The 23,772-nt window shown below is 67.2% G+C and carries 21 protein-coding genes, 1 tRNA gene and 1 other RNA gene; 14 read left to right on the top strand and 9 right to left on the bottom strand.

The window, feature by feature from the left end; genetic code table 11:
• Positions 1–38: 38 nt before the first annotated feature.
• The 4 genes from E3O50_RS04770 to aceE all read right to left on the bottom strand — a co-directional run bounded on the left by E3O50_RS04770 (position 39) and on the right by aceE (position 6,022).
• Positions 39–1,043, bottom strand: coding sequence for a beta-ketoacyl-ACP synthase III (locus E3O50_RS04770; protein WP_134446474.1), 1,005 nt, complete (start codon positions 1,041–1,043; stop codon positions 39–41).
• Between the two features lie 18 nt (positions 1,044–1,061).
• Positions 1,062–1,979 (bottom strand): ACP S-malonyltransferase, encoded by a 918-nt coding sequence (locus E3O50_RS04765; protein WP_134558430.1) that lies wholly within the window; start codon positions 1,977–1,979, stop codon positions 1,062–1,064.
• A gap of 103 nt (positions 1,980–2,082) precedes the next feature.
• On the bottom strand, positions 2,083–3,288 hold the full coding sequence (locus E3O50_RS04760) for a helix-turn-helix domain-containing protein (protein ID WP_134446476.1): 1,206 nt from the start codon (positions 3,286–3,288) through the stop codon (positions 2,083–2,085).
• A 7-nt stretch (positions 3,289–3,295) separates the two neighbouring features.
• Entirely contained in the window at positions 3,296–6,022 is a 2,727-nt protein-coding gene (gene aceE / locus E3O50_RS04755; RefSeq protein ID WP_134558429.1) for a pyruvate dehydrogenase (acetyl-transferring), homodimeric type, read from the bottom strand.
• A gap of 244 nt (positions 6,023–6,266) precedes the next feature.
• Here aceE and E3O50_RS04750 point away from each other — a divergent pair, with 244 nt between their 5' ends.
• The 5 genes from E3O50_RS04750 to E3O50_RS04730 all read left to right on the top strand — a co-directional run bounded on the left by E3O50_RS04750 (position 6,267) and on the right by E3O50_RS04730 (position 9,002).
• Positions 6,267–6,734, top strand: coding sequence for a peroxiredoxin (locus E3O50_RS04750; RefSeq protein ID WP_134446478.1), 468 nt, complete (start codon positions 6,267–6,269; stop codon positions 6,732–6,734).
• Between the two features lie 63 nt (positions 6,735–6,797).
• Positions 6,798–6,873, top strand: a tRNA-Val gene (locus E3O50_RS04745).
• 232 nt (positions 6,874–7,105) lie between these two features.
• Entirely contained in the window at positions 7,106–7,861 is a 756-nt protein-coding gene (locus tag E3O50_RS04740) for a GAF and ANTAR domain-containing protein (protein ID WP_241975257.1), read from the top strand.
• A gap of 9 nt (positions 7,862–7,870) precedes the next feature.
• Positions 7,871–8,584 (top strand): GAF and ANTAR domain-containing protein, encoded by a 714-nt coding sequence (locus tag E3O50_RS04735; protein ID WP_134446480.1) that lies wholly within the window; start codon positions 7,871–7,873, stop codon positions 8,582–8,584.
• 79 nt (positions 8,585–8,663) lie between these two features.
• Positions 8,664–9,002 carry a hypothetical protein gene (locus tag E3O50_RS04730; RefSeq protein WP_134446481.1) on the top strand — a complete coding sequence of 113 codons (339 nt, stop codon included), beginning with the start codon at positions 8,664–8,666 and terminating at the stop codon, positions 9,000–9,002.
• On the opposite strand, the gene E3O50_RS04725 is transcribed toward E3O50_RS04730, so the two are convergent.
• Positions 8,996–9,901: a universal stress protein gene (locus tag E3O50_RS04725; protein WP_166790607.1), complete on the bottom strand. Its 906-nt coding sequence runs from the start codon at positions 9,899–9,901 to the stop codon at positions 8,996–8,998. The genes E3O50_RS04730 and E3O50_RS04725 overlap by 7 nt on opposite strands.
• A gap of 65 nt (positions 9,902–9,966) precedes the next feature.
• Between E3O50_RS04725 and E3O50_RS04720 the strand changes: the two genes are divergently transcribed.
• The 5 genes from E3O50_RS04720 (at position 9,967) to rnpB (ending at position 14,357) form a co-directional block, all read left to right on the top strand.
• Positions 9,967–10,470, top strand: a complete 504-nt coding sequence (locus tag E3O50_RS04720; protein ID WP_134446483.1) for a DUF427 domain-containing protein — start codon at positions 9,967–9,969, stop codon at positions 10,468–10,470.
• A gap of 38 nt (positions 10,471–10,508) precedes the next feature.
• On the top strand, positions 10,509–12,239 hold the full coding sequence (locus E3O50_RS04715; RefSeq protein WP_134558426.1) for a cytosine permease: 1,731 nt from the start codon (positions 10,509–10,511) through the stop codon (positions 12,237–12,239).
• A gap of 92 nt (positions 12,240–12,331) precedes the next feature.
• Positions 12,332–13,153 (top strand): Nif3-like dinuclear metal center hexameric protein, encoded by an 822-nt coding sequence (locus E3O50_RS04710; protein ID WP_134558425.1) that lies wholly within the window; start codon positions 12,332–12,334, stop codon positions 13,151–13,153.
• A gap of 73 nt (positions 13,154–13,226) precedes the next feature.
• Positions 13,227–13,964, top strand: coding sequence for a C4-type zinc ribbon domain-containing protein (locus tag E3O50_RS04705; RefSeq protein ID WP_134446486.1), 738 nt, complete (start codon positions 13,227–13,229; stop codon positions 13,962–13,964).
• 22 nt (positions 13,965–13,986) lie between these two features.
• Positions 13,987–14,357: RNase P RNA component class A (gene rnpB, locus E3O50_RS04700), an RNA gene on the top strand.
• 71 nt (positions 14,358–14,428) lie between these two features.
• Here rnpB and ppgK read toward each other — a convergent pair.
• Both ppgK and map read right to left on the bottom strand, forming a co-directional pair.
• A complete protein-coding gene (gene ppgK, locus E3O50_RS04695; protein ID WP_134446487.1) occupies positions 14,429–15,193 on the bottom strand; it encodes a polyphosphate--glucose phosphotransferase in 765 nt (254 codons plus the stop codon).
• 17 nt (positions 15,194–15,210) lie between these two features.
• Positions 15,211–16,077, bottom strand: a complete 867-nt coding sequence (map, locus tag E3O50_RS04690; RefSeq protein ID WP_134558424.1) for a type I methionyl aminopeptidase — start codon at positions 16,075–16,077, stop codon at positions 15,211–15,213.
• A gap of 12 nt (positions 16,078–16,089) precedes the next feature.
• Here map and E3O50_RS04685 point away from each other — a divergent pair, with 12 nt between their 5' ends.
• Entirely contained in the window at positions 16,090–16,278 is a 189-nt protein-coding gene (locus tag E3O50_RS04685; protein WP_134558423.1) for an SPOR domain-containing protein, read from the top strand.
• 3 nt (positions 16,279–16,281) lie between these two features.
• Here the strand turns inward: E3O50_RS04685 and panB are convergent, their stop codons facing one another.
• On the bottom strand, positions 16,282–17,154 hold the full coding sequence (gene panB / locus E3O50_RS04680) for a 3-methyl-2-oxobutanoate hydroxymethyltransferase (RefSeq protein WP_134446490.1): 873 nt from the start codon (positions 17,152–17,154) through the stop codon (positions 16,282–16,284).
• Positions 17,155–17,254: 100 nt separating this feature from the next.
• On the opposite strand from panB, the gene glnA (E3O50_RS04675) reads away from it, so the two are divergent.
• Both glnA (E3O50_RS04675) and E3O50_RS04670 read left to right on the top strand, forming a co-directional pair.
• On the top strand, positions 17,255–18,592 hold the full coding sequence (glnA, locus tag E3O50_RS04675; RefSeq protein WP_134446491.1) for a type I glutamate--ammonia ligase: 1,338 nt from the start codon (positions 17,255–17,257) through the stop codon (positions 18,590–18,592).
• A 6-nt stretch (positions 18,593–18,598) separates the two neighbouring features.
• Positions 18,599–21,631 (top strand): bifunctional [glutamine synthetase] adenylyltransferase/[glutamine synthetase]-adenylyl-L-tyrosine phosphorylase, encoded by a 3,033-nt coding sequence (locus E3O50_RS04670; protein WP_134558422.1) that lies wholly within the window; start codon positions 18,599–18,601, stop codon positions 21,629–21,631.
• 65 nt (positions 21,632–21,696) lie between these two features.
• Here the strand turns inward: E3O50_RS04670 and glnA (E3O50_RS04665) are convergent, their stop codons facing one another.
• Positions 21,697–23,121, bottom strand: a complete 1,425-nt coding sequence (gene glnA / locus E3O50_RS04665) for a type I glutamate--ammonia ligase (protein WP_134558421.1) — start codon at positions 23,119–23,121, stop codon at positions 21,697–21,699.
• A gap of 144 nt (positions 23,122–23,265) precedes the next feature.
• Between glnA (E3O50_RS04665) and E3O50_RS04660 the strand changes: the two genes are divergently transcribed.
• Positions 23,266–23,709 carry an RDD family protein gene (locus E3O50_RS04660; protein WP_134446505.1) on the top strand — a complete coding sequence of 148 codons (444 nt, stop codon included), beginning with the start codon at positions 23,266–23,268 and terminating at the stop codon, positions 23,707–23,709.
• The last annotated feature ends 63 nt before the right edge of the window (positions 23,710–23,772 follow it).

Below are 23,772 nucleotides of genomic sequence, written 5' to 3'. Positions count from 1 at the left end.
GTATGACCGAGATTCAGTTTAGAGGCGGTACGGGAAAACTACGGGAGCACGACAACCTGCGCGCCGAACACCAGTCCGGCTCCGAAGCCGATCTGCAGGGCGAGACCGCCACTGAGCTCAGGGTGTTCGGCAAGCAGGGTGTGCGTGGCGATCGGGATCGACGCCGACGAGGTGTTCCCCGTTGTGGCGATATCGCGCGCGATGACGACGGACTCCGGGAGCTTGAGCAGCTTCGCGAACTCGTCGATGATGCGCATGTTGGCCTGGTGCGGGATGAAGGCCGCGAGGTCGGCACTGGTCACGCCGGCGGCCTCGAGGGCCTGCTTGGCGACCTTGGCCATGTCCCAGACCGCCCAGCGGAAGACTGTCTGGCCCTCCTGGCGGAGCGTGGGCCACTCGGATTCACCGCGGTGGTATTCCTGCAGGGTGTGATTCATCTGGATCGCGCCGGCCTTGGAACCGTCGGACCCCCAGACGGTGCTCGAGATACCGGGGTAGTCGCTCGGACCGATCACGACGGCGCCTGCGCCGTCGCCGAGGAGGAACGAGATGCTGCGGTCGGTCGGGTCAACGAGGTCGGAGAGCTTTTCGGCCCCGACGACGAGCGCGTAGTGAGCGACACCGGTGCGGATGAGGGCGTCGGCCTGGGCCACGGCATATGCGTAACCGGCACAGGCGGCGTTGATGTCGTAGGCAGCGGCCGGGTTGGCGCCGACCTTGTCGGCGAGGACGGCGGCCATCGACGGGGTCTGGCGGCCGTTGCTGATGGTGGCGACGATGACGGCGTCGATCAGGGTCGGGTCGATGCCGGACTTCTCGATGGCCTCGGTGGCGGCAACGACGGCGAGGTCGACGGCCTGGACGTCCTTGCTGGCCCTGACGCGGCTGATGATGCCGGTACGCTGCTGGATCCACTCGTCGGACGAGTCGATCGGACCGACCAGGTCGTCGTTGGGAACGGTCAGGTCACCGCGGGCGGCACCGACCGACAGGATGCGCGTGAACGCGGGGCCGTGCGACTGCTGGAGTGTGGGCTTGGTCATGGTCTCTTTCCGTCGGGCTTACTGCTGGTCGATCAGTGCAAACGCGGCGGGCAAATCGTCCGGGGTCTTGATCGCGACGCTGGGTACGCCTTTGAGTGCACGCTTCGCAAGGCCGACGAGGGCGCCGGCTGGCGCGATCTCGATGATTCCGGTGACGCCGGCGGCCTCGAAAGACTGCATGCACATGTCCCACCGTACCGGCGAGGAGACCTGGTCGACGAGATATCCGACGAACCGCGCGCCGTCGGCGACCTGGCTGCCGTCCCGGTTCGTCCAGATCGGCAGGGTCGGGTTCGAGGGGATGAGACGCGCGGCGACCGCGGCGAGCGAGGCGACGGCAGGCTGCATATACCGGGTGTGGAATGCACCGGCGACCTGAAGGGGGATGACACGCGAACGGGCAGGCGGAGCGGCGGCGAGACGGGCGAGTGCGTCGATCGCGCCGGCGACGACGACCTGGCCGCCACCGTTGAAGTTGGCCGGTTCGAGGCCGAGTTCGGTGAGGAGGGCGAGAAGCTCGGCTTCGTCGCCGCCGAGCACGGCGCTCATCCCGGACGGTTCGAGGGCTGCGGCCTCTGCCATCGCCGCGCCGCGTTCCCGCACGAACCCGAGGGCGTCGGCATCGTTCAGGATGCCCGCCCCGGCTGCTGCGGTGATCTCGCCGACCGAGTGCCCCGCGATTCCCGCGATGCGGTCGCCGCGTCCGGCGGCGAAGAGCGTACGCATGGTGAGGATGCCGGCGGCGACGATCAGGGGTTGGGCGACGGCCGTGTCTCGGATTGTGTCGGCGTCGCTGACCGTCCCGTGGGCGACGAGGTCGAGTCCGCTCGCGGCGGACATCGCGTCGAGTCCGGCCGCAAAAGCGGGGTCTTCAAGCCAGGGGACGAGGAAACCGGGGGTTTGCGAGCCCTGTCCGGGACAGACGACAACAATCATTCCCCTAGTCTCCCAAGGTCAATTCGCCGCGGAGTGTCGATGATCGACCAAGTATCCGAAAAACGTTTGTGGGTTCCCGCAGAAACCGGGCAAACGAGGGGTGTCAGCGTCGGCGGGTGGAGCCGTCGTGGTCGCTGATCGATCCGAGGATGAGCGCGGACTGCAGGATGAGTGCCTCACGGGCGCCCGTCGCGTCGTAGCCGATGACCTCGGAGACACGCTTCAGGCGGTAGCGCACGGTGTTGGGGTGCACGAAGAGCTCCCGGGCGGTCGCTTCGAGCGAGCGGCCGTTGTCGAGGTAGCACCACAGGGTGGTGAGCAGTTCGGTCGAGTGCGCCTGCAGCGGCCGGTAGATGCGGTGGATGAGCGTGGCGCGGGCGAGCGGGTCGCCCGCGAGGGCGCGCTCCGGGAGCAGGTCGTCCGCCTGGACGGGGCGCGGCGCGTTCCGCCAGGACCGGGCGACCGCGAAGCCGGCCAGGGCCGCCTTCGCACTCTTGGAGGCGTCGACGAGGTTCGGTACTTCGTGTCCGAGCACGAGGTGCCCCGCACCGAAGCTCGGCTCCAGTTGCACCGCGATCTCCATGAAGGTGAGGGCGGATGCCGTCCCGACGGTGTCCTCGGAGTCCGCTGAGGCGGGGTGCGCGCGACCGATCACGAGAACAAGCCGGTTTCCCTGCACCCCGATCAGCACGTCGGCGGCCATGTGCCGCGCGGAGCGGCGCAGCTGGTCGACATCGAGCATCTTCGGGGTGGTGCCGACGAGCACGCAGACCTCGCCGTGGCCGTGCCAGCCGAGTGCGGCGATCCGGCTCGGCAGTTCGTCGTCGTACTCGCCGCTGAGGATCGAGTCGACCACGAGGGCCTCGAGCCGCACGTCCCAGAGCCCGCGTGCCTCGGCGGCGCGCGCGTAGACATCCGCAGCTCCGAAGGCGATCTCGCGGGAGTAGAGCAGGATCGCCTCGCGGAGGATCTCGCCGCCGTCCTTGACGCGTTCCTCGACGACCTCGACGGAGACCCGGATGAGCTGGAGGGTCTGCTGCAGGCTCACCGAGCGCAACAGCTCCCGCGGGGCGGCACCGAAGACGTCGGCCGCGATCCACGGAGTGGATTTCGGGTCGTCGAACCACGCGATGAAGGACGTGATGCCCGCCTGGGCCACCAGCCCGACCGAGGACCGCCGTCCTGGCGGCATATCGCCGTACCAGGGCAGCGTGTCCTCGAGTCGTTTCAGGGTCGCCGTGGACAGCTCCCCTGAGATGGTGCGCAACCAGGCGAGCGTCTGCTCCTTCGTCTTCGGTGCCGGGGCCACGGTCGGGTTAGCTCTCGCCCCCGGCGGAGCCCGTTGTGCCCGCGGTCACGTCGTGCAGCTGGTACTTCTCGATGGCCTGGCCGACGACCGCCCTGTCGATCTCGCCGCGACGGGCGAGCATCTCGAGGGTGCGGACGACCATGGACGGTCCGTCGATCTTGAAGAACCGACGGGCGGCAGGGCGGGTGTCCGAGAAGCCGAAGCCGTCCGCGCCGAGGGTGGCGAAATCACCGGGGATGAACTGGCGGATCTGGTCGGGCACGGCGTGCATGAAGTCGCTGACCGCGATGAACGGGCCGGCAGCTCCGGCGAGCTTCTTCGTGACGTACGGCACCTGCGGGCCCTGGTCGGGGTTGAGGAAGTTGTGCTCCTCCGCCCGCATGCCGTCGCGGCGCAGTTCGGCCCAGGACGTGACGGACCAGACATCGGCCGAGACTCCCCAGTCGGAGGCGAGCAGGGCCTGCGCCTCGAGCGCCCACGGCACGGCGACACCGGAGGCCAGGAGCTGCGCCTTCGGTCCGGTGACCTGCGAGTGGTTGATCCGGTGGATGCCGTGCACGATGCCGTCGACGTCGACCTCGTCGGGCTCGGCCGGCTGCACGGCCGGCTCGTTGTACACGGTGATGTAGTACATGACGTTCGGGTCGTCGTGCAGGCCGCCGTACATCCGCTCGAGACCGGAACGCACGATGTGCGCGATCTCGTACCCGTACGCCGGGTCGTAGGACACGACGGCAGGGTTGGTGGATGCGAGGAGCGGCGAGTGGCCGTCGGCGTGCTGCAGTCCCTCACCGGTCAGGGTCGTGCGACCCGCGGTGGCTCCGATCATGAAGCCGCGGGCCATCTGGTCGCCGGCGGCCCACATGGCGTCGCCGGTGCGCTGGAATCCGAACATCGAGTAGAACACGTAGATCGGGATGAGCGGCTCGCCCTGGGTGGCGTAGGTGGTCCCGACGTTCGTGAACGCGGCCATCGCGCCGGCCTCGTTGATGCCGACGTGCAGGATCTGGCCCTGCGGGCTCTCCTTGTACGCGAGCAGCTGGGCGTGGTCGACGGACGTGTACTGCTGGCCGTTCGGGTTGTAGATCTTGGCGTTCGGGAAGAACGCGTCGATTCCGAAGGTGCGGGCCTCGTCGGGGATGATCGGGACGATGCGGTTTCCGAAGTCCTTGGCGCGCAGGAGCTCCTTGAGCAGACGGACGAACGCCATCGTCGTGGCGATCTCCTGCGTGCCGGAGCCTTTCAGGGTCGGCGCGTACGTCGAGTCCTGCGGGAGGTTGACCTGGGTGTACTTGCTCCGGCGTTCCGGCACGTAGCCGCCGAGGGCGCGGCGGCGTTCGTGCAGGTACTGGATCGCCTCGTCGTTCTCGTCCGGACGGTAGTACGGCGGGAGGTAGGGGTTCTCCTCGAGCTGGGCATCCGTGATCGGCATGTGCGTGCTGTCACGGAAGGTCTTCAGGTTCTCGAGGGTGAACTTCTTCATCTGGTGGGTCGCGTTGCGACCCTCGAAGCTCGGGCCGAGGGCGTAGCCCTTGACGGTCTTCGCGAGGATGACGGTCGGCTGGCCCTTGTGCTCCGACGCGGCCTTGAACGCTGCGTAGACCTTGCGGTAGTCGTGGCCGCCACGCTTGAGGTTCCAGATCTCGTCGTCGGTGTAGCCCTCGACGAGCTTCAGGGCGCGCGGGTCGCGGCCGAAGAAGTTCTCGCGAACGTATGCGCCGCTCTCGGCCTTGTACGTCTGGTAGTCGCCGTCGGGGGTGACGTTCATCAGGTTGAGCAGGGCGCCGTCGACGTCGCGGGACAGGAGGTCGTCCCACTCGCGGCCCCAGACGACCTTGATGACGTTCCAGCCGGCACCGCGGAAGAAGCTCTCGAGCTCCTGGATGATCTTTCCGTTTCCGCGGACGGGTCCATCGAGGCGCTGCAGGTTGCAGTTGATGATGAAGTTGAGGTTGTCGAGACCCTCGTTCGCGGCGACCTGGAGCTGGCCGCGGCTTTCGACCTCGTCCATCTCACCGTCGCCGAGGAACGCCCAGACCTGCTGGTCGCTGGCGTCCTTGATTCCGCGGTTGGTGAGGTACCGGTTGGTCTGCGCCTGGTAGATGGCGTTGATCGGACCGAGGCCCATCGACACCGTCGGGAACTGCCAGAACTCCGGCATCAGGCGCGGGTGCGGGTAGGACGACAGTCCCTGCGGCGCGTGCGACTTCTCCTGGCGGAAGCCGTCGAGCTGGTTCGCGCTCAGGCGGCCCTCGAGGAATGCCCGGGCGTAGGTGCCGGGGGAGGCGTGGCCCTGGATGAAGATCTGGTCTCCGCCACCCGGGTGGTCCTGGCCGCGGAAGAAGTGGTTGAAGCCGACCTCATAGAGGGCGGCGGATGAGGCGTATGTCGAGATGTGTCCGCCGACGGAGATCCCGGGTCGCTGTGCGCGGTGCACGAGCACGGCTGCGTTCCAGCGGATCCAGGCGCGGTAGCGGCGCTCGATGTCTTCGTCGCCGGGGAAGTCCGGCTCGTTGCCGGCCGCGATCGTGTTGATGTAGTCGGTGGTGGGCACCATGGGGACGCCCAGGTGCAGCTCCTTGGATCGTTTGAGCAGGCTCAGCATGATCTCGCGGCCGCGCTCGTGTCCCTGGGCGGCCACGAGTGCGTCCAGAGATTCGGACCACTCTTTCGTCTCTTCCGGATCCGCATCCGTGCTGTTCACCGAGTATGGGTCCTGGTCGTTGACAGTCACAGTCGACCTCTCTCTATCGGGCAGGTCGTGTGATACGCGACCGTGCCTGGTTAGGCGTGCCGCAAAGCGGTCCCTGTGGACCGCTGGCACCACGCCAGCCTACAGATTCCAGCTGTGTGCCGCGCACGCGCGGCCGGTACGCGACGAACGCTGTCAGCGAAAGAATTGTCTAGGTTTCCCCCATCCCCGGGGCTAGGCTGTTCCGGCGCTTGCCACTGGTGGCTGACGCAGGAAAGGACGCACTATGGCTCTGGAGAATGACACCCAGGCACCCGACTTCGAATTGGTCAACCAGTACGGCGAGCACATCCAGCTCAGCCAGTATCGCGGTGACAAGTCGGTGGCATTGGTCTTCTTCCCTCTCGCGTTCTCGGGAATCTGCAGTGGCGAGTTGTGCACCCTGCGCGACAACCTGAGCCTGTTCGAGAACAGTGGTGTTGAACTCCTGGGTATTTCCGTGGATTCCCGGCACGCGCTGCGCGCCTGGGGAGAGCAGGAGAACTACGGATTCAACCTCCTCGCCGACTTCTGGCCGCATGGAGCCGTCGCCAAGGAATACGGCGTCTTCCTCGAGGAGAAGGGTTTCTCGAACCGCGCAACCTTCCTGATCGACCCGGACGGCATCATCCGTGCGAGCTTCATCACGGCTCCCGGCGAGGCGCGTTCGCTCGACGCATACCGTGCCGCGATCGGCGAACTCCAGCCCGCGTGACCCGATCGCCGCTCCCACCGGTATAGTGGTGTCGGTTCAACCCCGGCGGAAGTCGATACGCAGGGGCCTTTAGCTCAGTTGGTAGAGCGCCACGTTTACACCGTGGATGTCATCGGTTCGAGCCCGGTAGGGCCCACCAGTAGGTCAGCACCTCGGGGTGTCCGAGAGTGATTCCCTGGTTGACCGGGATCTGGTCTCACGGGTTAGGCTTGGGGTAATTCGGTGAGTCCTGCCGGGACTCCCGTGTGAACCGGTCGCTCCTCCGGGAGCCGAAAGGTCGTGTGTGCCAGTGGCTCTCCTGTGGAGTGATCTGCGAGTGGATGTCCCGGTCGGCCGCAACAGGCATGCCCCCGGGGCACAGGACCCGGCCCGTGTCCCCCGTTAGCCGTGCGGCATTCGATACTGCCGCCCGGGAACTCGAAGCCTGGGACGACTCCGGCACGGAGCTCTGCGCCCCGTTCCTGAGAGTGCTCCCCATCGATGGAGCAGCGATCTCCACCCTCGGCGCGCCCTTCGGGACCGAGACGATCAGCGCGAGCGACGCGTTCGCCGCCCGGATCGACGAACTGCAATTCGATCTCGGCGAGGGACCGTGCTGGCGGGCGCTCGCGACCCGGCGCCCGGTCCTCTCGCCGGACATCCGCCTCGAGCAGAATCCGGCCTGGCCGATGTTTCGCGCGGCACTCGACGACGCGGACGTCGGGGGACTGTTCGCCTTCCCTCTCGTCATCGGAACGCTCGAGATCGGCGCCGTCGACCTCTACTCGTCCGTTGCCGGCCCGTTGCCGCCGGAGGCCGTCGCCGACGCAACGGAACTCGCGGATATCGTCGCCCGGGTCGTGTTGCGCCGGGCGCTTCGAGACCACGTCTCCGTGGAACAGGATCCGGAGCGACTGGATGCCGGCGGACCGAACCCTGCCGCCCCGACGCAACCGGAAGCCGAGGGATTCTCGCGCCGCGTGATCCACCAGGCCACGGGGATGATCCTTGCCCAGCTGAATCTCTCCGCCACGGATGCATTGGTGCTCCTCCGTGGTTACGCTTTCTCAAACGGACGATCGGTGCGGTCCGTCGCACACGATGTGGTCGCCCGGAAAATTGATTTCTCCACGGTTATCGCACCTTAGGATTACAACATGGTCACACAATCCCGGGAGGGTCAGCTCGTCGAGACGTTCGTCACGCTGGCCGACACGCTCGTCGTCGGCTACGACGTCGTCGACCTCCTGCAGACTCTCGTCGAGCGGTGCGCGCTCCTCTTCGGAGCGTCCGCGGTGGGTATCATCCTCTCGGCCGGTCACGGAGACTTCGAGGTCGTGGCCTCCACCAACGAGCGCACCCGGCTGGTCGAAATCCTCCAGCTGCGAGCGGGCGCCGGTCCCTGCGTCGAGTGCGTGACGACCGGTGCCGCTGTCGCCATTCCCGACCTCGACGTCGTCGCCCCGAAATGGCCCCTCTTCCGTGCGGGTGCACTCGAACAGGGATTCCTCTCGATGCACGCCGTTCCCCTGCACCTGCGGGCGACGACCATCGGCTCACTCAATCTTTTCTGGGACCGTCTCGGCGGCCTTGGCGCGGAGGACCTGCGCACCGTTCAGGCCCTCGCGGACACGGCGACGATCGGAATCCTGCAGGAACGCGCGATCCGCGAGAGCGACATCGCTCGCGCACAGCTCCAGCACGCGCTCAACAGCCGCGTCGTGATCGAACAGGCCAAGGGCGTCATCGCGTTCATGCACGACGTCGACATGAGCGAGGCGTTCACGATGCTCCGTGACTACGCCAGGAGCCACAACAGGCCGCTCGCCGAAGTATCCGCGGCCGTCGTCGATCGCACCCTTCGCCTCTGAACCGGTTCTGCATATACTGGGGTTGCGCCCCGGACCCTGGCTGCACATGGACAGTTCACTGAGCCAGTGAGGGAAGACGATGAAGCGCATATTCCACGCAGGGGGATCCGTCGTAACCGGGAGTGACCTTGCCGATGCTGTCATGCAGTATGCCGAGAGACTGAGTACCCGAGGCCAGGTCGAAGTTGTCGACATTCCCGTCATCGGCGACAGCGGTCAGGTCGGGAGGGCCCAGTTCCTGATCGGCGCGGCGAGCCAGTTGACGAGCGTCACGTCCCCGACAGGTTTCCGCGAACTCGTCGATACCGACATCACCGCGGGCCTGCGCAGGAAGGCGCTCGCTCCGATGGCGGTGCCCCAGGGTGCTTGGACCGGCGACGGTCTCGATGCTCCCCAGTTCGACGAATTCGACTACTGAGGACGTCCCGTCTGACCGCTTGACGACGTCCCGTCGATTCGGCGCGGAATGACCACGATCGGGCAGGGCAGGTTGAGCAGCACGTCGTGGCTCACCGAGCCCAGGATGAGGCTCCCGACCGAGCCGCGTCCGTGCGTGCCGACCACGAGCAGTTCAGCCTCGGCGGACGCATCGACGAGTGCAGGGGCGGCCGGCCCGGTGTCGAGGATCTCGACGACGTCGAGTCCTGGACGGGCGTCCCGCACCCGTTGGGCCGTGATCGCGAGCGCTTCGGCATTGGCTTCGCGGAGCGCTTCGAACGGCACCGTCGCGCCGAGGTCGATCGCAACCGTCATCGGAATCGACCAGGAGTGCACGATCCGGAGTCCGCGCCCGAGCCTGACCGCTTCGTCGGCAGCCCAGTCGAGGGCTTCCGTGCCGGCGGGGTCGTCGTCGAACCCGACGACGACAGGGCCGATCCGCGGTCGCCACGTCGCCGGAACGACGACGACCGGGCAGTGCGCGTGCGCCGCGAGGCGGAGGGGGAGCGTCCCGTAGACGGCGCCGGTCAGGAGCCCGGTCTTGTTCGAGCCGATCACCATCAGGTCCGCAGAAGCGGATGCCCTGACGAGCTCGTCGACGGGGACACCGTGTCGGATGTAGCTCGTCCTGCGGCACCCCGGAGCCCGGCGTTCCACTTCATGGGTCGCCGCGGCCAGCGCGCGTTCGTAGGCAGGCTGGAAGCTGAGGGCGACGTCGTGCGGCGACCAACCCAGCTCGACGACGGTCGTGAGTTCGAGCTCGATCGGTTGTGCGTCCGATTCGGCGGACGAGCGGTCGACCGCTCGGGTGATCGCCCAATCCAGGGCTGCAGCACTGGCCGGCCCGCCGTCAATCGCAACGATCACGTTCTCCGTCATGCCCGCAGTGTACGCCCGGGGTGCACTGCCAGCCCGCCGCCGGACCGCCGGGCTACTATGGCCCGATGACATCCGCACACAGGGACAGGGTCGTCCCCGGTCCCGGCCAGGAATCGGTGTGGGACTACCCGCGCCCGCCCAGGGTCGAGCCCGTCTCCGAGGAAGTGGTGATCCGCTTCGGTGGGCTCGAGATCGCGCGCACCGAAAACGCGGTCCGCGTGCTCGAGACGAGCCACCCTCCGGCGTATTACCTTCCCCGCGATGCCTTCCGCCCCGGTTCTCTCGTGCCGGCGGACGGCCGATCGGTGTGCGAATACAAGGGAACCGCGTCATACCTGACCGTCGTGTCCGGCACTGCTCGTGCCGTCGGCGCTGCCTGGACCTACCCTGAGCCCGAGCCTGGGTTCGAATCGCTCGCGGGCCGGATCGCACTGTATCCGGGGCGGATGGATCTTTGCACTGTCGACGGTGAAGTCGTCCACGCGCAGGCCGGATCCTTCTATGGCGGTTGGATCACCTCGCGGGTCGTCGGGCCGTTCAAGGGGGAGCCGGGCACCCTCGGCTGGTAGACCTGCCGCGATTTCGGGCATCTGGCTACACTCGGGGCATGTCCGACAGGTACCCGAGGGGGCAGGACGGCCCCGTTCCGCCCGAACCCGCCTCCCCGGCTGACGACGACGCGCTCACGGTGGAGTCACCGGCCGTGATCGAACTGGGAATCACGCCACTGGACGGGAGCGCGCCGAGGACGGCCGCGACCGAGATCGTCGGCTTCGGAGTCGACGACGACCTGCCCGACGACGCCGACGACGTACCGACGGGGGTGGCCGCGCCCGTGGCGAGTCCACGGGTCAGCGACGACGAAATCGTCCTCGTCGATGCCGCTCTCGCCGAGGAGCCGCGGCTCGTGATCGAGCGTTACGCACAGGCTCCGACCCCGGTGGTGAACCGGGTCGGACGCGGAAGCCGGGTCTTCCGTCTCTGGTTCGCGGTCATGGCATCCGTCGTCAGCGTCGCGGTCGGTGCGCGCCTCGCCTACCTCGGACTCAGCATCCGCCAGGTCGTACTCGTCACCGTGCTCGGCATCGTGCTCTCCCTGATCCCGCTCGGCCTGGGAACCCTGGCCGGTCGGCGCAACGGGCAGTCGATGGTCATGCTGTCGCGGGCAACGTTCGGCGTGATCGGAAACGTCGTTCCCACCGTGTTCGCCCTGCTTGTCCGGATGGCCTGGGGCGCACTGCTCCTCGCCATCCTGGGCCGGGCCGTGACCGCAGCAACGAGGCCGCCGACGCTGGCAGGTGGAACCAGGGACGGGTCCGTTCCGCTCCCCGCGCTGGCGGTCCTGATCGTGGCGACCGTGGTCGCGCTCTTCGGCTATGCGCTCATCCGCTCCGTCCAGGCCGTGCTCGCCGTCGCAGGTGCCGCCCTGGTGATCGCGGTGATGGTGCTCTCGGCCGGACTCGTCGACGTGGGCTCGGCGCTCACTGTTCCGGATGGAAGCGGTTTCACGGTGTTCGGCGGGGTCACCCTCGTGTTCGCCTACCTGGGACTCGCCTGGGCGTCGAGCGGCGCAGACCTTGCACGCTATCAGGGCAGGTCCGGTTCCGGATCGAATGCGGTTCTCTGGCTCCTCGCGGGGGTCGGGGTACCTGCCCTCGTCCTCGCCTCCTGGGGGGCACTGCTCGTCTCGTCCCAGGGCCAGCGGGGAGCAGACCTCGCCGTCGACCCGGTCGGAACGCTCGCCGCGCTCCTGCCCGCCGGTCTCGAATGGCCGTTGCTTCTGCTCGGAACGGTCACCGTGCTCTCCGCACTGATCCTGACGTTGTACTCGGGCGGCCTGGCGGCCGCGGCGCTGTCCTCCGGGCTCCCTCGGGCCGCGGGAGTCGCTCTCACGGCGATGGGCGCGGCACTGCTCCTCCTGCCGTCCGGTGGGTTGGGTGTCCGGGCGGCGTTCCTCACCGTGCCACTGACCCTCGCGATCCCGGTCGCGGCCTGGTCGGGGCTGTTCTCCGCCGAGACGTTCGTGCGCGCCAATCGGTACGACACCCGCAGCCTCCTGAAGCGCGGTGGAGCGTATGCGGACGTGCGCTGGGTCAATCTGGCCGCCTTCGTCGTCTTCAGCGTGGTCGGCTGGGGGCTTCTCGTCCCGGGGGAGGGCTGGTCGGCCTGGCAGGGATACCTCTTTGAACCACTCGGCATCGACCCCGGCGGGGAATTCGCGGCGACGAACCCCGGCGTCCTGATCGTCTTCGCCCTGGGCCTCGCGACACCCCTCCTCGCGGGCATTCCGGCGATCCGCAGGCAGGAGAACGCCAGGACCCCGGCGTCCGCGGGGTGAGTCCACGGGTCGCCGGGTGGGTGTCGTGAGACCGGCGCCTGCGAGTCGGCGCCCTGAGAATGGCCGGCGTAGCGCACGGGTAGGCTGACGGGGTGTCCTATTCGCTCGCAGAGATCACCCGGACCGTCCACGAGCTCTGGCCGTTGTCGGGTGCGGAGACGTGGGATGCACCCGGACTCGTGAGCGGCGACCCGTCGAACCGGGTCGATTCCGTCCTCCTCGCGGTCGACGCCGTCTCCGCGACCGTCGATGAGGCGATCGAGGTCGGTGCCGACCTCCTTCTCGTCCACCATCCGCTCCTTCTTCGCGGAGTCACGTCCATCGCAGAGGACCGGTACAAGGGTGCCCTCCTGGCCAGGTTGATCCGGTCGGACTGCGCACTCCTCGCCGCGCACACGAACGCGGATGTCGTCGTCGACGGTGTCTCCGACGTCCTCGCGTCGCGACTCGGACTCGTGGACGCCCAGCCGATCACCGCGGGAACCGTGCCAGGGACCGGTATCGGGCGGGTCGGGCTGCTCGGGACTCCGACCACACTCGGCCAGCTCGCCCGGCGCCTCGCGACGATCCTGCCCGCGACAGCCTCCGGGATCCGCGTCTCGGGGGAGTACACCGCACCGGTTCGCTCTGTCGCGCTCTGCGGTGGAGCGGGGGACTCCCTGCTCAGCGTTCCGTCCGTGCTGGCCGCGGATGTCTACATCACCGCCGACCTCCGTCATCACCCGGCCTCCGAGGCGAGGGAACAGGCGCTGCTCGACGGAAACACACCGGCGCTGATCGACGTGTCACACTGGGCGAGCGAGTGGTTGTGGCTCGACACCGCCGCCGACGCGTTGCGGAACGCTTTTCCGGGACTACGGGTGGACGTGAGCGATCTGCGCACGGACCCGTGGGACTTCGTCATCGTGCAGTAACCTGCACAACCCCACCGACAGTATCCGGCCACCGGGCCGGTCGAACTCAATACCCGTGAAGGTCAGGACTCAAGTGAAGGCATCCCCCATCGAGCAGAAGGAACTGCTCCGGCTCCAGGCTCTCGACATCAGGCTCCAGCAGGTCGACCACCAGACCAGGGCGCTCGCCCAGCACGCCGAACTCACCGCACTCGCCGGAACCGCGGACAAGACCCGGATGAACCTCACGACTCTCCACGGAGAAGTCGAGGACGTTCGTCTCGAACTGAACCGGATCGAGTCCGACGTCGAGGTCGTCGAGAAGCGCATCAAGCGCGACGACGAACGCCTGCAGACGACGAGTTCGGTCAAGGACGTCCAGGCGCTCGACACCGAACTCGCCGCACTCCGCAAACGGCTGCTCGCCCTCGAAGAGATCGAGATCGCCGTGATGGAGCGCCTCGAGGAACGTGAATCCGCTGTTGCGGTCGTCGAAGCGGAACGGGACGCGCTGGCCGCCCGAGTCGAGGAGACCGAGACCTCACGCGACGCCGACCTCGCCACCCTGCACCGCCAGCTCGAGGAACTCCGCCGCGACCGGGCCGTGATCGCAGGGACGATCGCGCCGGATCTCGCGAGCCTCTACGAGAAGCTCTTCGTGAGCGGCCACGGGAACGCTGCCGCGCTGTTGCGCCAGCGCACCTGCAGCGGATGCACCATCACCCTCACCGGAAGCGACCTCGAGTCCGTGCGGTCGTCTGCGGCCGACGAGGTGCTGTTCTGCCCGGATTGTGGTGCGATCCTTGTGCGCACGGAGGAGTCCGGAATCTGATCCTGTAGTCTGGGAGGAAGAATGGGTCGGCAAGACGGCCGCGTCAGCCGGTTCCCTTCGGGGGAGCGGCTGCCGAGGAACGTCCGGGCTCCACAGAGCAGGGCGGTGGGTAACACCCACCCGGGGTAACCCGCGAGACAGTGCCACAGAAAGTAGACCGCCACCGTTTTTCGGTGGTAAGGGTGAAACGGTGGTGTAAGAGACCACCAGAGGCCAGGGTGACCTGGTCGGCTCGGTAAACCTCGTCCGGAGCAAGGTCACACAGGAAACGTTAAGGCGGCTCGCCGAGTTTCCGGGTAGACCGCTAGAGGGCTGCGGCAACGTAGTCCCGAGATAGATGGCCGTCCCCGGTGAAAACCGGGACAGAACCCGGCGTACCAGCCGGCCCATTCCCCTTTTCCCCGTTGGGGCCGCTTCCCCCACGGGGTGCCGTCACCCGGCCACGGGACGAGACCGGTCCTGGTCTAGTCCAGGTCTTTCACGGCGAGGGCCGCAGCCCCGAGAATGCCGGCGTTGTTCTTGTGCACGGCCGGGACGATCGGCGTGTGCAGCGCGAGCAGGGGCAGGAAATCGTCGTGGTGCTTGGAGACGCCGCCGCCGACGACGAACAGGTCGGGGGAGAAGAGCGCCTCGAGCGTGGAGTAGTACTTCTGCAGGCGTGCCGCCCAGGCCGACCAGGAGAGATTCTCCCGTTCCCGCGCGGAGTACGAGGCGCGGGTCTCGTAGTCGACTCCGTCGATCTGCAGGTGACCGAGTTCGGTGTTGGGCACGAGCACCCCGTCGTTCAGGAGCGCCGTGCCGATGCCGGTGCCGAGGGTGGTCAGGATCACCACGCCCTCCACCCCCTGCGCGGCACCGAACTGGGATTCGGCGTACCCCGCGGCATCCGCGTCGTTCACGAACGTGATGGGTGCGCCGAGGCTCCTTGCGAACAGGGCCGCGGCCTCGAGGCCGATCCATTTCTTGGACACGTTGGCGGCCGACATCGTCCGTCCGTGCCTGACGATCGCGGGGAAGCAGATGCCGACGGGGACATCCGTCACGCCAGCAATGGCACTGACCCTTTCGAGGATGACGCGGGTCGTCTCGACGATGTCGGCAGGGCGCCCGCCCTTGGGCGTGGGGAGCTTGACGCGGTCGGTCAGCAGCGCGCCCGTCGCAAGATCGACGAGTGCCCCCTTGATGCCGGTCCCGCCGATGTCGATGCCGATGGCCGTCTGAGAACTCATAGTAGAAAACCTACCGTCTAGGGGAGGGTCAAGACCTCTGCGCCGCGTTCGGTCACGACAAGGGTGTGCTCGAACTGGGCGGTGATGCTCTTGTCCCTGGTCGTCACGGTCCAGTCATCCGCCCACATGTCCCAGTCCGTGCCGCCGAGTGTGAGCATCGGCTCGATCGTGAAGACCATGCCGACCTCCATCACGGTGTCGTACTGCGGGGCAGAGTCGTAGTGGGGGACGATCAGGCCGGAGTGGAAGGCCTCGCCGACCCCGTGGCCGGTGAAGTCCCGAACGACGCCGTAGCCGAACCGCTTGGCGTATGACTCGATGGTCCGGCCGATCACGTTGACCTGACGCCCGGGGGCGACGGCCTTGATACCGCGGGCGAGGGCCTCCTTCGTGCGTTCGACGAGGAGCGTCACCGCTTCGCTCGCCTCCCCGACGATGAACGTGACGTTGGTGTCCCCGTGGACGCCGTTCTTGAAGGCGGTGATGTCGATGTTGACGATGTCTCCGTCTTCGAGGATCGTCGTGTCGGGGATGCCGTGGCAGATGACCTCGTTGACCGAGCTGCACAGCGACTTGGGATAGCCCCGGTAGCCGAGCGTGGAGGGGTACGCGTCATGCTCGATCAGGAATTGGTGTCCGATCCGGTCGAGTTCTTCCGTGGTCACGCCCGGGCGGATGCCCCGGCCGACGGCTTCGATCGCCTCCGCGGCGATCCGGCCGGCCTCACGGATCAGTTCGATCTTCGCGGCGGGGTAGACGTCGGAACCGGTGAATCGCGCCGGTGCGGCGTGGCCGACGTATTCCGGACGGGGGATCCTGGCGGGGACGGGACGGATGGGGGATACCGGGCCTGGCAAGAGGTGACCGGCGGAATCCTTAGGCATAGGATCTAGCTTATGGCCGAAGATACTGAGCACCAGTTCTGGTACAACCTGCGCACGGGCGCCGTCGAGGAGGGAATGGTCTCTCTCGCCGTCGATCGGGTCGGGCCGTTCCCCACCCGCGACGAGGCAGCCCACGCACTGGAGAAGCTCCGCGCGAACAGCGCGAAATGGTCGGCGGAGGACGCTGCGGAGGACCGCTGACAGCTATTCGTAGCTGTGTTCCGGCCCGGGGTACACGCCGCTCTCGACGTCTGACTTGAACTGGTGCACGGCATCCGTGAGGACGCTGCGCACGTTGGCGTACTGCCGCACGAAACGCGGCACGCGGCCCTCGGTCATGCCGGCGAAGTCTGTCCAGACCAGCAGCTGGCCGTCGACGTCTGGTCCTGCCCCCACACCGATCGTCGGGATCTCGAGCTTGCTGGTGACCTCCGCGGCCACGGTCGCCGGAACCATCTCGAGGACGACGGCGAACGCGCCGGCGTCCTGCACGGCGAGGGCGTCTTCGAGGAGCTTCTCCGCGGCGTCGCCGCGGCCCTGGATGATGTGGCCGCCGAGACCGTGTTCGCTCTGCGGTGTGAAACCGATGTGGGCCATCACGGGGATACCGCTCGTCACGATTCTCTTGATCTGCTTGTGGCTGCGCACCCCGCCCTCGAGCTTGACCGCGTGGGCCTGTGCTTCCTTCATGAACCGCACCGCGGTATGGAGGGCCTCCGTCTGGCCGGTCTCGTAGGAGCCGAAGGGCATGTCAGCGACGACAAGGGCGCGGGTGACGGCGCGGGCGACTGCACGGGTGAGCGGGATCAGCTCGTCGACGGTGACGGGAAGAGTGGTCTCGTAGCCGAAGACATTGTTCCCCGCCGAGTCTCCGACCAGGAGGAAATCGATCCCGGCCTGGTCGAAAATCTGCGCCGTGAGCATGTCGTAGCTGGTCAGGCCGGTAATCGGGATTCCATGCTGTTTCGCGTTCGAGAAATGGCGGGTCCGCACCCGCTTGGGTCCTGCGGGGGCGGGAACGAAGGGATTCAGGTCATTGACGGAACGGGGAGCATCTGACGCGGTCGACTCTGGCATGCCTCCAGTGTAGCCAGCGGCCGATTCCGCCCGCCGGGGCCGTTTTCGCACGCGAGGTCACGACAGCCAGTAACCTAGTGATCAACAAGAAAGGGCGTGGATGGACAAGCAGCGCGACTTCGTTCTTCGTACCATCGAGGAACGGGGCATCAAGTTCATTCGTCTCTGGTTCACGGACGTCGTCGGCACCCTGAAATCGGTGGCGATCGCACCGGCCGAGGTCGAGGGCGCATTCGCAGAGGGTCTCGGTTTTGACGGCTCGGCCATCGAGGGCCTGACCCGGTCCTTCGAAGCGGATGTCCTCGCACATCCGGATCCCACAACGTTCCAGATTCTGCCGTGGCGGGGCGAAGTCGACCCGACCGCACGCATGTTCTGCGATATCACGACCCCCGACGGTCAGCCCGCGGTTGCCGACCCGCGCAACGTGCTCAAGCGCACGCTTGCGAAAGCGGCGGATCGCGGCTTCACGTTCTACACGCATCCTGAAATCGAGTTCTACCTCCTGAAGTCGTCGAAGTTCGGCAAGGACGGGCCGGTGCCCGTCGACTCCGCCGGATACTTCGACAACGTCCCCGGCGGAACCGCCCACGACTTCCGGCGCCGTTCCGTGCGGATGCTCGAGGAGCTCGGCATTTCGGTGGAGTTCAGCCACCACGAGGCCGGCCCCGGCCAGAACGAGATCGACCTCCGGTATGCGGACGCCCTCTCGACGGCCGACAACATCATGACTTTCCGCACCGTCATCAAGGAGGTCGCTATCGAGCAGGGCGTCTACGCGACGTTCATGCCGAAGCCGATGTCCGACCAGCCTGGCTCGGGCATGCACACCCACCTGTCCCTCTTCGAGGGCGAGACGAACGCCTTCTACGAGGCGGGCGCGCAGTACCAGCTGTCCCGCACCGGGCGTCAGTTCATCGCGGGCCTGCTCAAGCACGCACCGGAGATCACCGCAGTCACGAACCAGTTCGTGAACTCGTACAAGCGGCTCTGGGGCGGGGATGAGGCGCCGAGCTTCGTCTGCTGGGGCCACAACAACCGGTCCGCGCTGATCCGCGTGCCGCTGTACAAGCCGAACAAGGGCAACAGCTCCCGCATCGAATACCGGGCGATCGACTCCGCAGCGAACCCGTACCTCGCATACTCGCTCATGCTCGCTGCCGGCCTCAAGGGCATCGAAGAGGGCTACGAGCTGCCTCCGGAAGCCGAGGACAACGTCTGGGGGCTCAGCGACACCGAGCGCCGCGCACTCGGTTACCGCCAGCTGCCTGCGAGCCTCGACCACGCCATCCAGTTCATGGAGGAATCCGAACTCGTCGCCGAGACCCTGGGCGAGCACGTGTTCAACTACGTGCTGCTCAACAAACGGCAGGAGTGGAAGGAGTACCGCTCTCAGGTCACTCCATTCGAGCTGCAAAAGAACCTCGAGATGTTGTAGCGCACGATGGCGCGAGAGGCGCTGACCCTCACCGAACTTGCGAGGGTCGGCTTCGCTGAACTCGGTGAGGTCCGGGCGTGCCTCGACGAGGTCGTCACCAGGGGCGGGCCCGATTCGGCAGAACTCTTGCCGTTGCTCGCCCGCACGGCGAGCCCGGACGCAGCACTCTCCGGCCTGATCGCCCTGCTGCGGCAGGCACCGGCGGAGCTCCTGGCCCTCCTGGCCTGCCCGGGCGCTCCGCTGCGCCTCCTGCTCGTGCTCGGCGCGTCCCGCGGCCTGACCGATTTCTTCCTGCGGCACCCGGAGGAGCTCGGCGTCCTGGCCACCCGCTCACGGTCCCTTCCCGGCCCCGAGGAACTCACCAGGGATCTGCTCGCCTCGGTCGGGGCCGTCGACGGCTTCGCTGCCCTCGTCGACGACGCCGGCTGGGTTGCGCTCCGGGTGCGGTACCGGCGGAGGCTCGCGGAGGTCGCCGCTTTCGATCTCGAACAGGCTGACCCCGTCGCCGGCCTTGACGGTGTCGCCAGGGCGCTGTCCGATCTCGCCGCCGCCGCGCTGGAGGGGTCCCTCGCCGTCGCGCGAACGATGGTGGCTGCCCCCGTTGCCGCCCCTGGCGTCTTCCCCGTCGACCAGGTGCGCTCCACCCGGCTCGCCGTGATCGGCATGGGCAAGGCCGGGGCGAGGGAGCTCAACTACGTCAGCGACGTCGACGTCATCTTCGTCGCGGAAGCAGACCCCGAAACCGGGCTCGAGTCCGGTCGTGCGGTCGACATCGCAACCAGGCTTGCGATCCTGCTGATGCGCGGCCTCAACCAGCCGACGCTCGAACCCGAACTCTGGGAGGTCGACCCGAACCTGCGTCCAGAGGGAAAGTCGGGGGCGCTCGTGCGTTCCCTCGACTCACACATCGCGTATTACGAGCGGTGGGCGAAGAGCTGGGAATTCCAGGCCCTGCTCAAGGCGAGGCCGCTCGCCGGCCATGCCGGGCTCGGTGAACGGTACCTCGCCGCGGTCGGTCCGAAGGTGTGGACGAGCGCCAGCCGGGAGAACTTCGTCGAGTCTGTGCAGCGGATGCGGGAACGGGTGACCGACAACATCCCCGACGACGAGGTCGATGTCCAGCTCAAGCTCGGCCCCGGCGGGCTGCGCGACATCGAGTTCACCGTGCAGCTCCTCCAGCTCGTTCACGGCCAGGCCGACGAAGACGTGCGACAGGCCGGCACCCTCCCCGCACTCGCGGCCCTCGCCGAGTCCGGCTACGTCGGTCGCGCGGAAGCGGCGGAATTCTCGCAGGACTACCGGATCCTCCGGTTGATGGAACACCGCCTGCAGCTCTACCGCCTGCGACGTACCCACCTCGTGCCGCGCGACGAGGCGAGCCTGCGCATCCTCGCCCGGGCGACCGGACTCGCCTCGGGAGCCGCCCAGCTCAGCACGCGCTGGGCGGACACCAAACACCGGGTGCGTGGACTGCACGAGCGCCTCTTCTACCGGCCTTTGCTCTCCGCCGTTGCCGCGCTGCCAGATGGTGAGCTCGTTCTCACGAGCGCGCAGGCCGAGGCCAGGCTCGCGGCGATCGGTTTCCGCGACACCAAGGGCGCCTTCGCCCACATCGCCGCGCTCACCGGGGGCGTTTCCCGTCGGGCGACGATCCAGCGCCACCTCCTTCCCGTCCTCCTGCAGTGGTTCTCCGAGGGTGCCGACCCCGACTACGGCCTGTTGGCCTTTCGGCGCCTCAGCGACAGCCTCGGGTCGACCTACTGGTTCCTGCGGATGCTTCGTGACTCCTCCGGCGCCGCCGAACGGCTGACCCGGGTGCTGTCCTCGTCCCGGTTCGTCGGCGAACTCCTCGAAACCATTCCGGAGTCGGTCGCATGGCTCGAGAACGAGAACGACCTGCGTCCGCGGCCCCTCGCCGTGCTGCGCGCAGAGTCCCGCGCGGTCCTGGCACGCCACCAGACGCCGGAAGCAGCGGCATCCGTCCTCCGTACGGCGCGGCGCCGCGAGATCCTGCGCCTGGCCTTCTCGTCCATCCTCGGCAGGATCAGCATCGACCAGCTCGCGACGGGCCTGACCGACGTCACCGCGACCGTGATCGAGGGCGTCACCGCGGCGATCCGCGGCACCGGCCTCCGGGGCGAGCCCGACGGCGACGCGGACGGCATCGAGTTCGCCGTGATCGGCATGGGCCGGTTCGGGGGAGCCGAGCTGGGCTTCGGGTCCGACGCCGACGTGATGTACGTGTTCCGGGCCGGAAAACTTACCGGCGAGGCCGCGCATGCCCGGGCGATGTTCATCGCGAGGGAACTCAAACGCCTCACCGAGGACAGCCGCCTGCCGCTCGACCTCGACCTCGGGCTGCGCCCGGAGGGCAAGAACGGGCCCGTCGCCCGATCCCTCGACTCGTACGAGGCGTACTACCGGCGCTGGTCGCTGACCTGGGAGGCGCAGGCGCTGCTGCGGGGCAGGGGCGTCGCCGGCGATGCCCGGCTGCTTGCCGACTTCGAGACCCTCGCGGACTCGGTTCGTTTCCCGCTCGCGATCGACGACCAGGCTGTCCGGGAGATCAAACGGATGAAGGCCCGCGTCGAGAAGGAACGGTTACCGCAGGGCGCAGACCCGAACCGGCACCTCAAGCTCGGCCGCGGATCGCTCAGCGACGTCGAGTGGTTCGTCCAGCTGTTGCAGTTGCAGCACGCCGCGGCGATCCCCGAGCTGCGCACGCACTCGACCCTCGGTGCACTGCACGCCGCCGCCAGGGCCGGGCTCGTGAGCGACTCGGATGCCGAGACCCTCCGGGCGGCGTGGATCTTCGCCTCCCGCTGCCGGTCCGCGATGACCCTGTGGATGAACCGGACTGCGGACACCCTCCCGACCGACCGCATCCAGCTCGAGGGCATCGCCCGCATCCTCGAATACCCGCCGGGCTCCGCCAACCGGCTCGAAGACGACTACCTCGCCGTCACCCGGCGCGCCCGCGCCGTGTTCGAGCGTCGCTTCTACGGCCCCGTCGAACACGCGGGCCCGTTCGCCGGCTGACCGGGGAACGACGAACGGGCCGTACCCCGAGAGGTACGACCCGTTATGGTCAGGCTCGGTGCGGTTTAGACCCCGTAGTACAGTTCGTACTCGAACGGGTGCGGACGCTGCGCGAGCGGCTTGATTTCCTGCTCGCGCTTGAAGCTGACCCAGGTCTCGATCAGTTCGGGCGTGAACACGTTGCCGGCGAGGAGGAAGTCGTGGTCGGCTTCGAGGGCCAGCAGCGCCTCCTCGAGGGAAGCGGGAACCTGCGGGATGTTCTTGGCTTCTTCGGGCGGGAGCTCGTAGAGGTCCTTGTCGACCGGCTCGTGCGGCTCGATCCGGTTCTTGATCCCGTCGAGGCCGGCCATCAGCTGGGCGGCGAAGGCGAGGTACGGGTTGCCGGAGGCGTCGGGCGCGCGGAACTCGATGCGCTTGGCCTTCGGGTTGGTGCCCGTGATCGGGATGCGGATCGAGGCCGAGCGGTTACCGGCAGAGTAGACCAGGTTGACCGGGGCTTCGAAGCCGGGGACGAGGCGGTGGTACGAGTTCACCGAGGGGTTGGTGAACGCGAGGACGGCCGGGGCGTGCTTGAGCAGGCCGCCGATGTACCAGCGGGCGATGTCGGAGAGTCCGCCGTAGCCGGCCTCGTCGTAGAACAACGGCTTGCCGCCGGACCAGAGGGACTGGTGGGTGTGCATACCGGAACCGTTGTCGCCGAAGAGCGGCTTGGGCATGAACGTCGCCGTCTTGCCCCACTCGTGCGCCGTGTTCTTCACGATGTACTTGAACTTGAGCAGGTCGTCCGCCGCGTGGACCATGGTGTCGAAGCGGTAGTTGATCTCGCCCTGTCCGCCGGTGCCGACCTCGTGGTGGCTGCGCTCGAGGATCAGGCCTGCGTCGATGAGCTTGAGGCAGATGTCGTCACGCATGTCGACGTGCTGGTCGACGGGGCTGACGGGGAAGTATCCGCCCTTGTACGGGGTCTTGTTGGCGAGGTTGCCGCCCTCTTCCTTCTTGCCGGAGTTCCAGGCGCCTTCGCTGGAGTCCACGGCGTAGAAGCTCGAGTACTGGTTCACTTCATAACGCACGTCGTCGAAGATGTAGAACTCGGCTTCGGGGGCGAAGAACGCGGTGTCGGCGATGCCGGTCGACTCGAGGTACTTCTCGGCCTTCTTCGCGACCTGGCGGGGATCCTTGGAGTAGATCTCACCGTTACGCGGGTTGTAGATGTCGAAAAGCATAATGAGCGTGCGTTCGGCGCGGAAGGCATCGACGTATGCCGTCGTCACGTCCGGGATGAGCTGCATGTCCGACTCGTGGATGGACGCGAAGCCGCGGATCGACGAACCGTCGAACATCTGCCCGACCGTGAAGAATTCCTCATCGACGGTCGACGCGGGGATGTTGAAGTGCTGCTGCACACCAGGAAGATCGGTGAAGCGAATGTCAAGAAACTTGACGTCAGTGTCCTTGATGAACTTGAGTACTTCTGACGAATCGCGGAACATGCGGTTTTACTCCAAACGACGAGGGCGTTAATGACAGAAAGTCGCGCACGGCGGCTACCCAGAGAGTATTACGGCAGCATTACTCAACTGTGACGACTTTGTTTCTCACATGTTACAGGCGGGGCCCTTGGCTAGGATCATCCCGTGCCTCCCTCTGCCTCGCAACCGACCACCTTCGGACAGCTCCCGCCGAGCAGATGGCCGGGGGAGCGACTCGGGCTTCCCGACGCCGGCCCACTGTCCATCGGCCGCGCCGGGCGACGGATGCTGGGACTCCTGATCGACTATGCCCTCGCGATGGCGCTGGCATTCACGGTGTTCCGCTATACGTTCCTCGACTACAACGGTTTTGTCGTGACCGGGACCTATGTCCTGCTCCAGGTCGTGTTCATCCCGACGATCGGCGGCAGCATCGGCCACCGCCTCGTCGGACTCCGGGTGATCCCCCTCGCGGGCGGCTGGGTCGGTCCGTGGCGGCCGATTGTGCGTTCCGTGCTTCTCGGCCTGGCATTCCCCGCACTGGTCTGGGACTCCGACCAGCGCGGCTTCCACGACAAGGTCGCCGGAACCGTCCTCGTCCGCGGCTGAGCCGCGCGCCGACAGGCAGACGCAAGAACCCCTCGTCGTGACGACGAGGGGTTCTTGACGTGC

Origin of the sequence: Cryobacterium sp. MDB1-18-1 (assembly GCF_004402735.1) — a bacterium.
GTDB classification, from domain to species: domain Bacteria; phylum Actinomycetota; class Actinomycetes; order Actinomycetales; family Microbacteriaceae; genus Cryobacterium; species Cryobacterium glucosi.
This window is presented reverse-complemented; position numbering and strand designations above follow the sequence as displayed.

Coding starts and splice junctions, on each gene's coding strand:
- E3O50_RS04770 (WP_134446474.1), bottom strand. CDS start 1,043: ATGACCAAGCCCACACTCCAGCAGTCGCACGGCCCCGCGTTCACGCGC.
- E3O50_RS04765 (WP_134558430.1), bottom strand. CDS start 1,979: ATGATTGTTGTCGTCTGTCCCGGACAGGGCTCGCAAACCCCCGGTTTC.
- E3O50_RS04750 (WP_134446478.1), top strand. CDS start 6,267: ATGGCTCTGGAGAATGACACCCAGGCACCCGACTTCGAATTGGTCAAC.
- E3O50_RS04735 (WP_134446480.1), top strand. CDS start 7,871: ATGGTCACACAATCCCGGGAGGGTCAGCTCGTCGAGACGTTCGTCACG.
- E3O50_RS04730 (WP_134446481.1), top strand. CDS start 8,664: ATGAAGCGCATATTCCACGCAGGGGGATCCGTCGTAACCGGGAGTGAC.
- E3O50_RS04725 (WP_166790607.1), bottom strand. CDS start 9,901: ATGACGGAGAACGTGATCGTTGCGATTGACGGCGGGCCGGCCAGTGCT.
- E3O50_RS04720 (WP_134446483.1), top strand. CDS start 9,967: ATGACATCCGCACACAGGGACAGGGTCGTCCCCGGTCCCGGCCAGGAA.
- E3O50_RS04715 (WP_134558426.1), top strand. CDS start 10,509: ATGTCCGACAGGTACCCGAGGGGGCAGGACGGCCCCGTTCCGCCCGAA.
- ppgK (WP_134446487.1), bottom strand. CDS start 15,193: ATGAGTTCTCAGACGGCCATCGGCATCGACATCGGCGGGACCGGCATC.
- map (WP_134558424.1), bottom strand. CDS start 16,077: ATGCCTAAGGATTCCGCCGGTCACCTCTTGCCAGGCCCGGTATCCCCC.
- E3O50_RS04685 (WP_134558423.1), top strand. CDS start 16,090: ATGGCCGAAGATACTGAGCACCAGTTCTGGTACAACCTGCGCACGGGC.
- panB (WP_134446490.1), bottom strand. CDS start 17,154: ATGCCAGAGTCGACCGCGTCAGATGCTCCCCGTTCCGTCAATGACCTG.
- glnA (WP_134446491.1), top strand. CDS start 17,255: ATGGACAAGCAGCGCGACTTCGTTCTTCGTACCATCGAGGAACGGGGC.
- E3O50_RS04670 (WP_134558422.1), top strand. CDS start 18,599: ATGGCGCGAGAGGCGCTGACCCTCACCGAACTTGCGAGGGTCGGCTTC.
- glnA (WP_134558421.1), bottom strand. CDS start 23,121: ATGTTCCGCGATTCGTCAGAAGTACTCAAGTTCATCAAGGACACTGAC.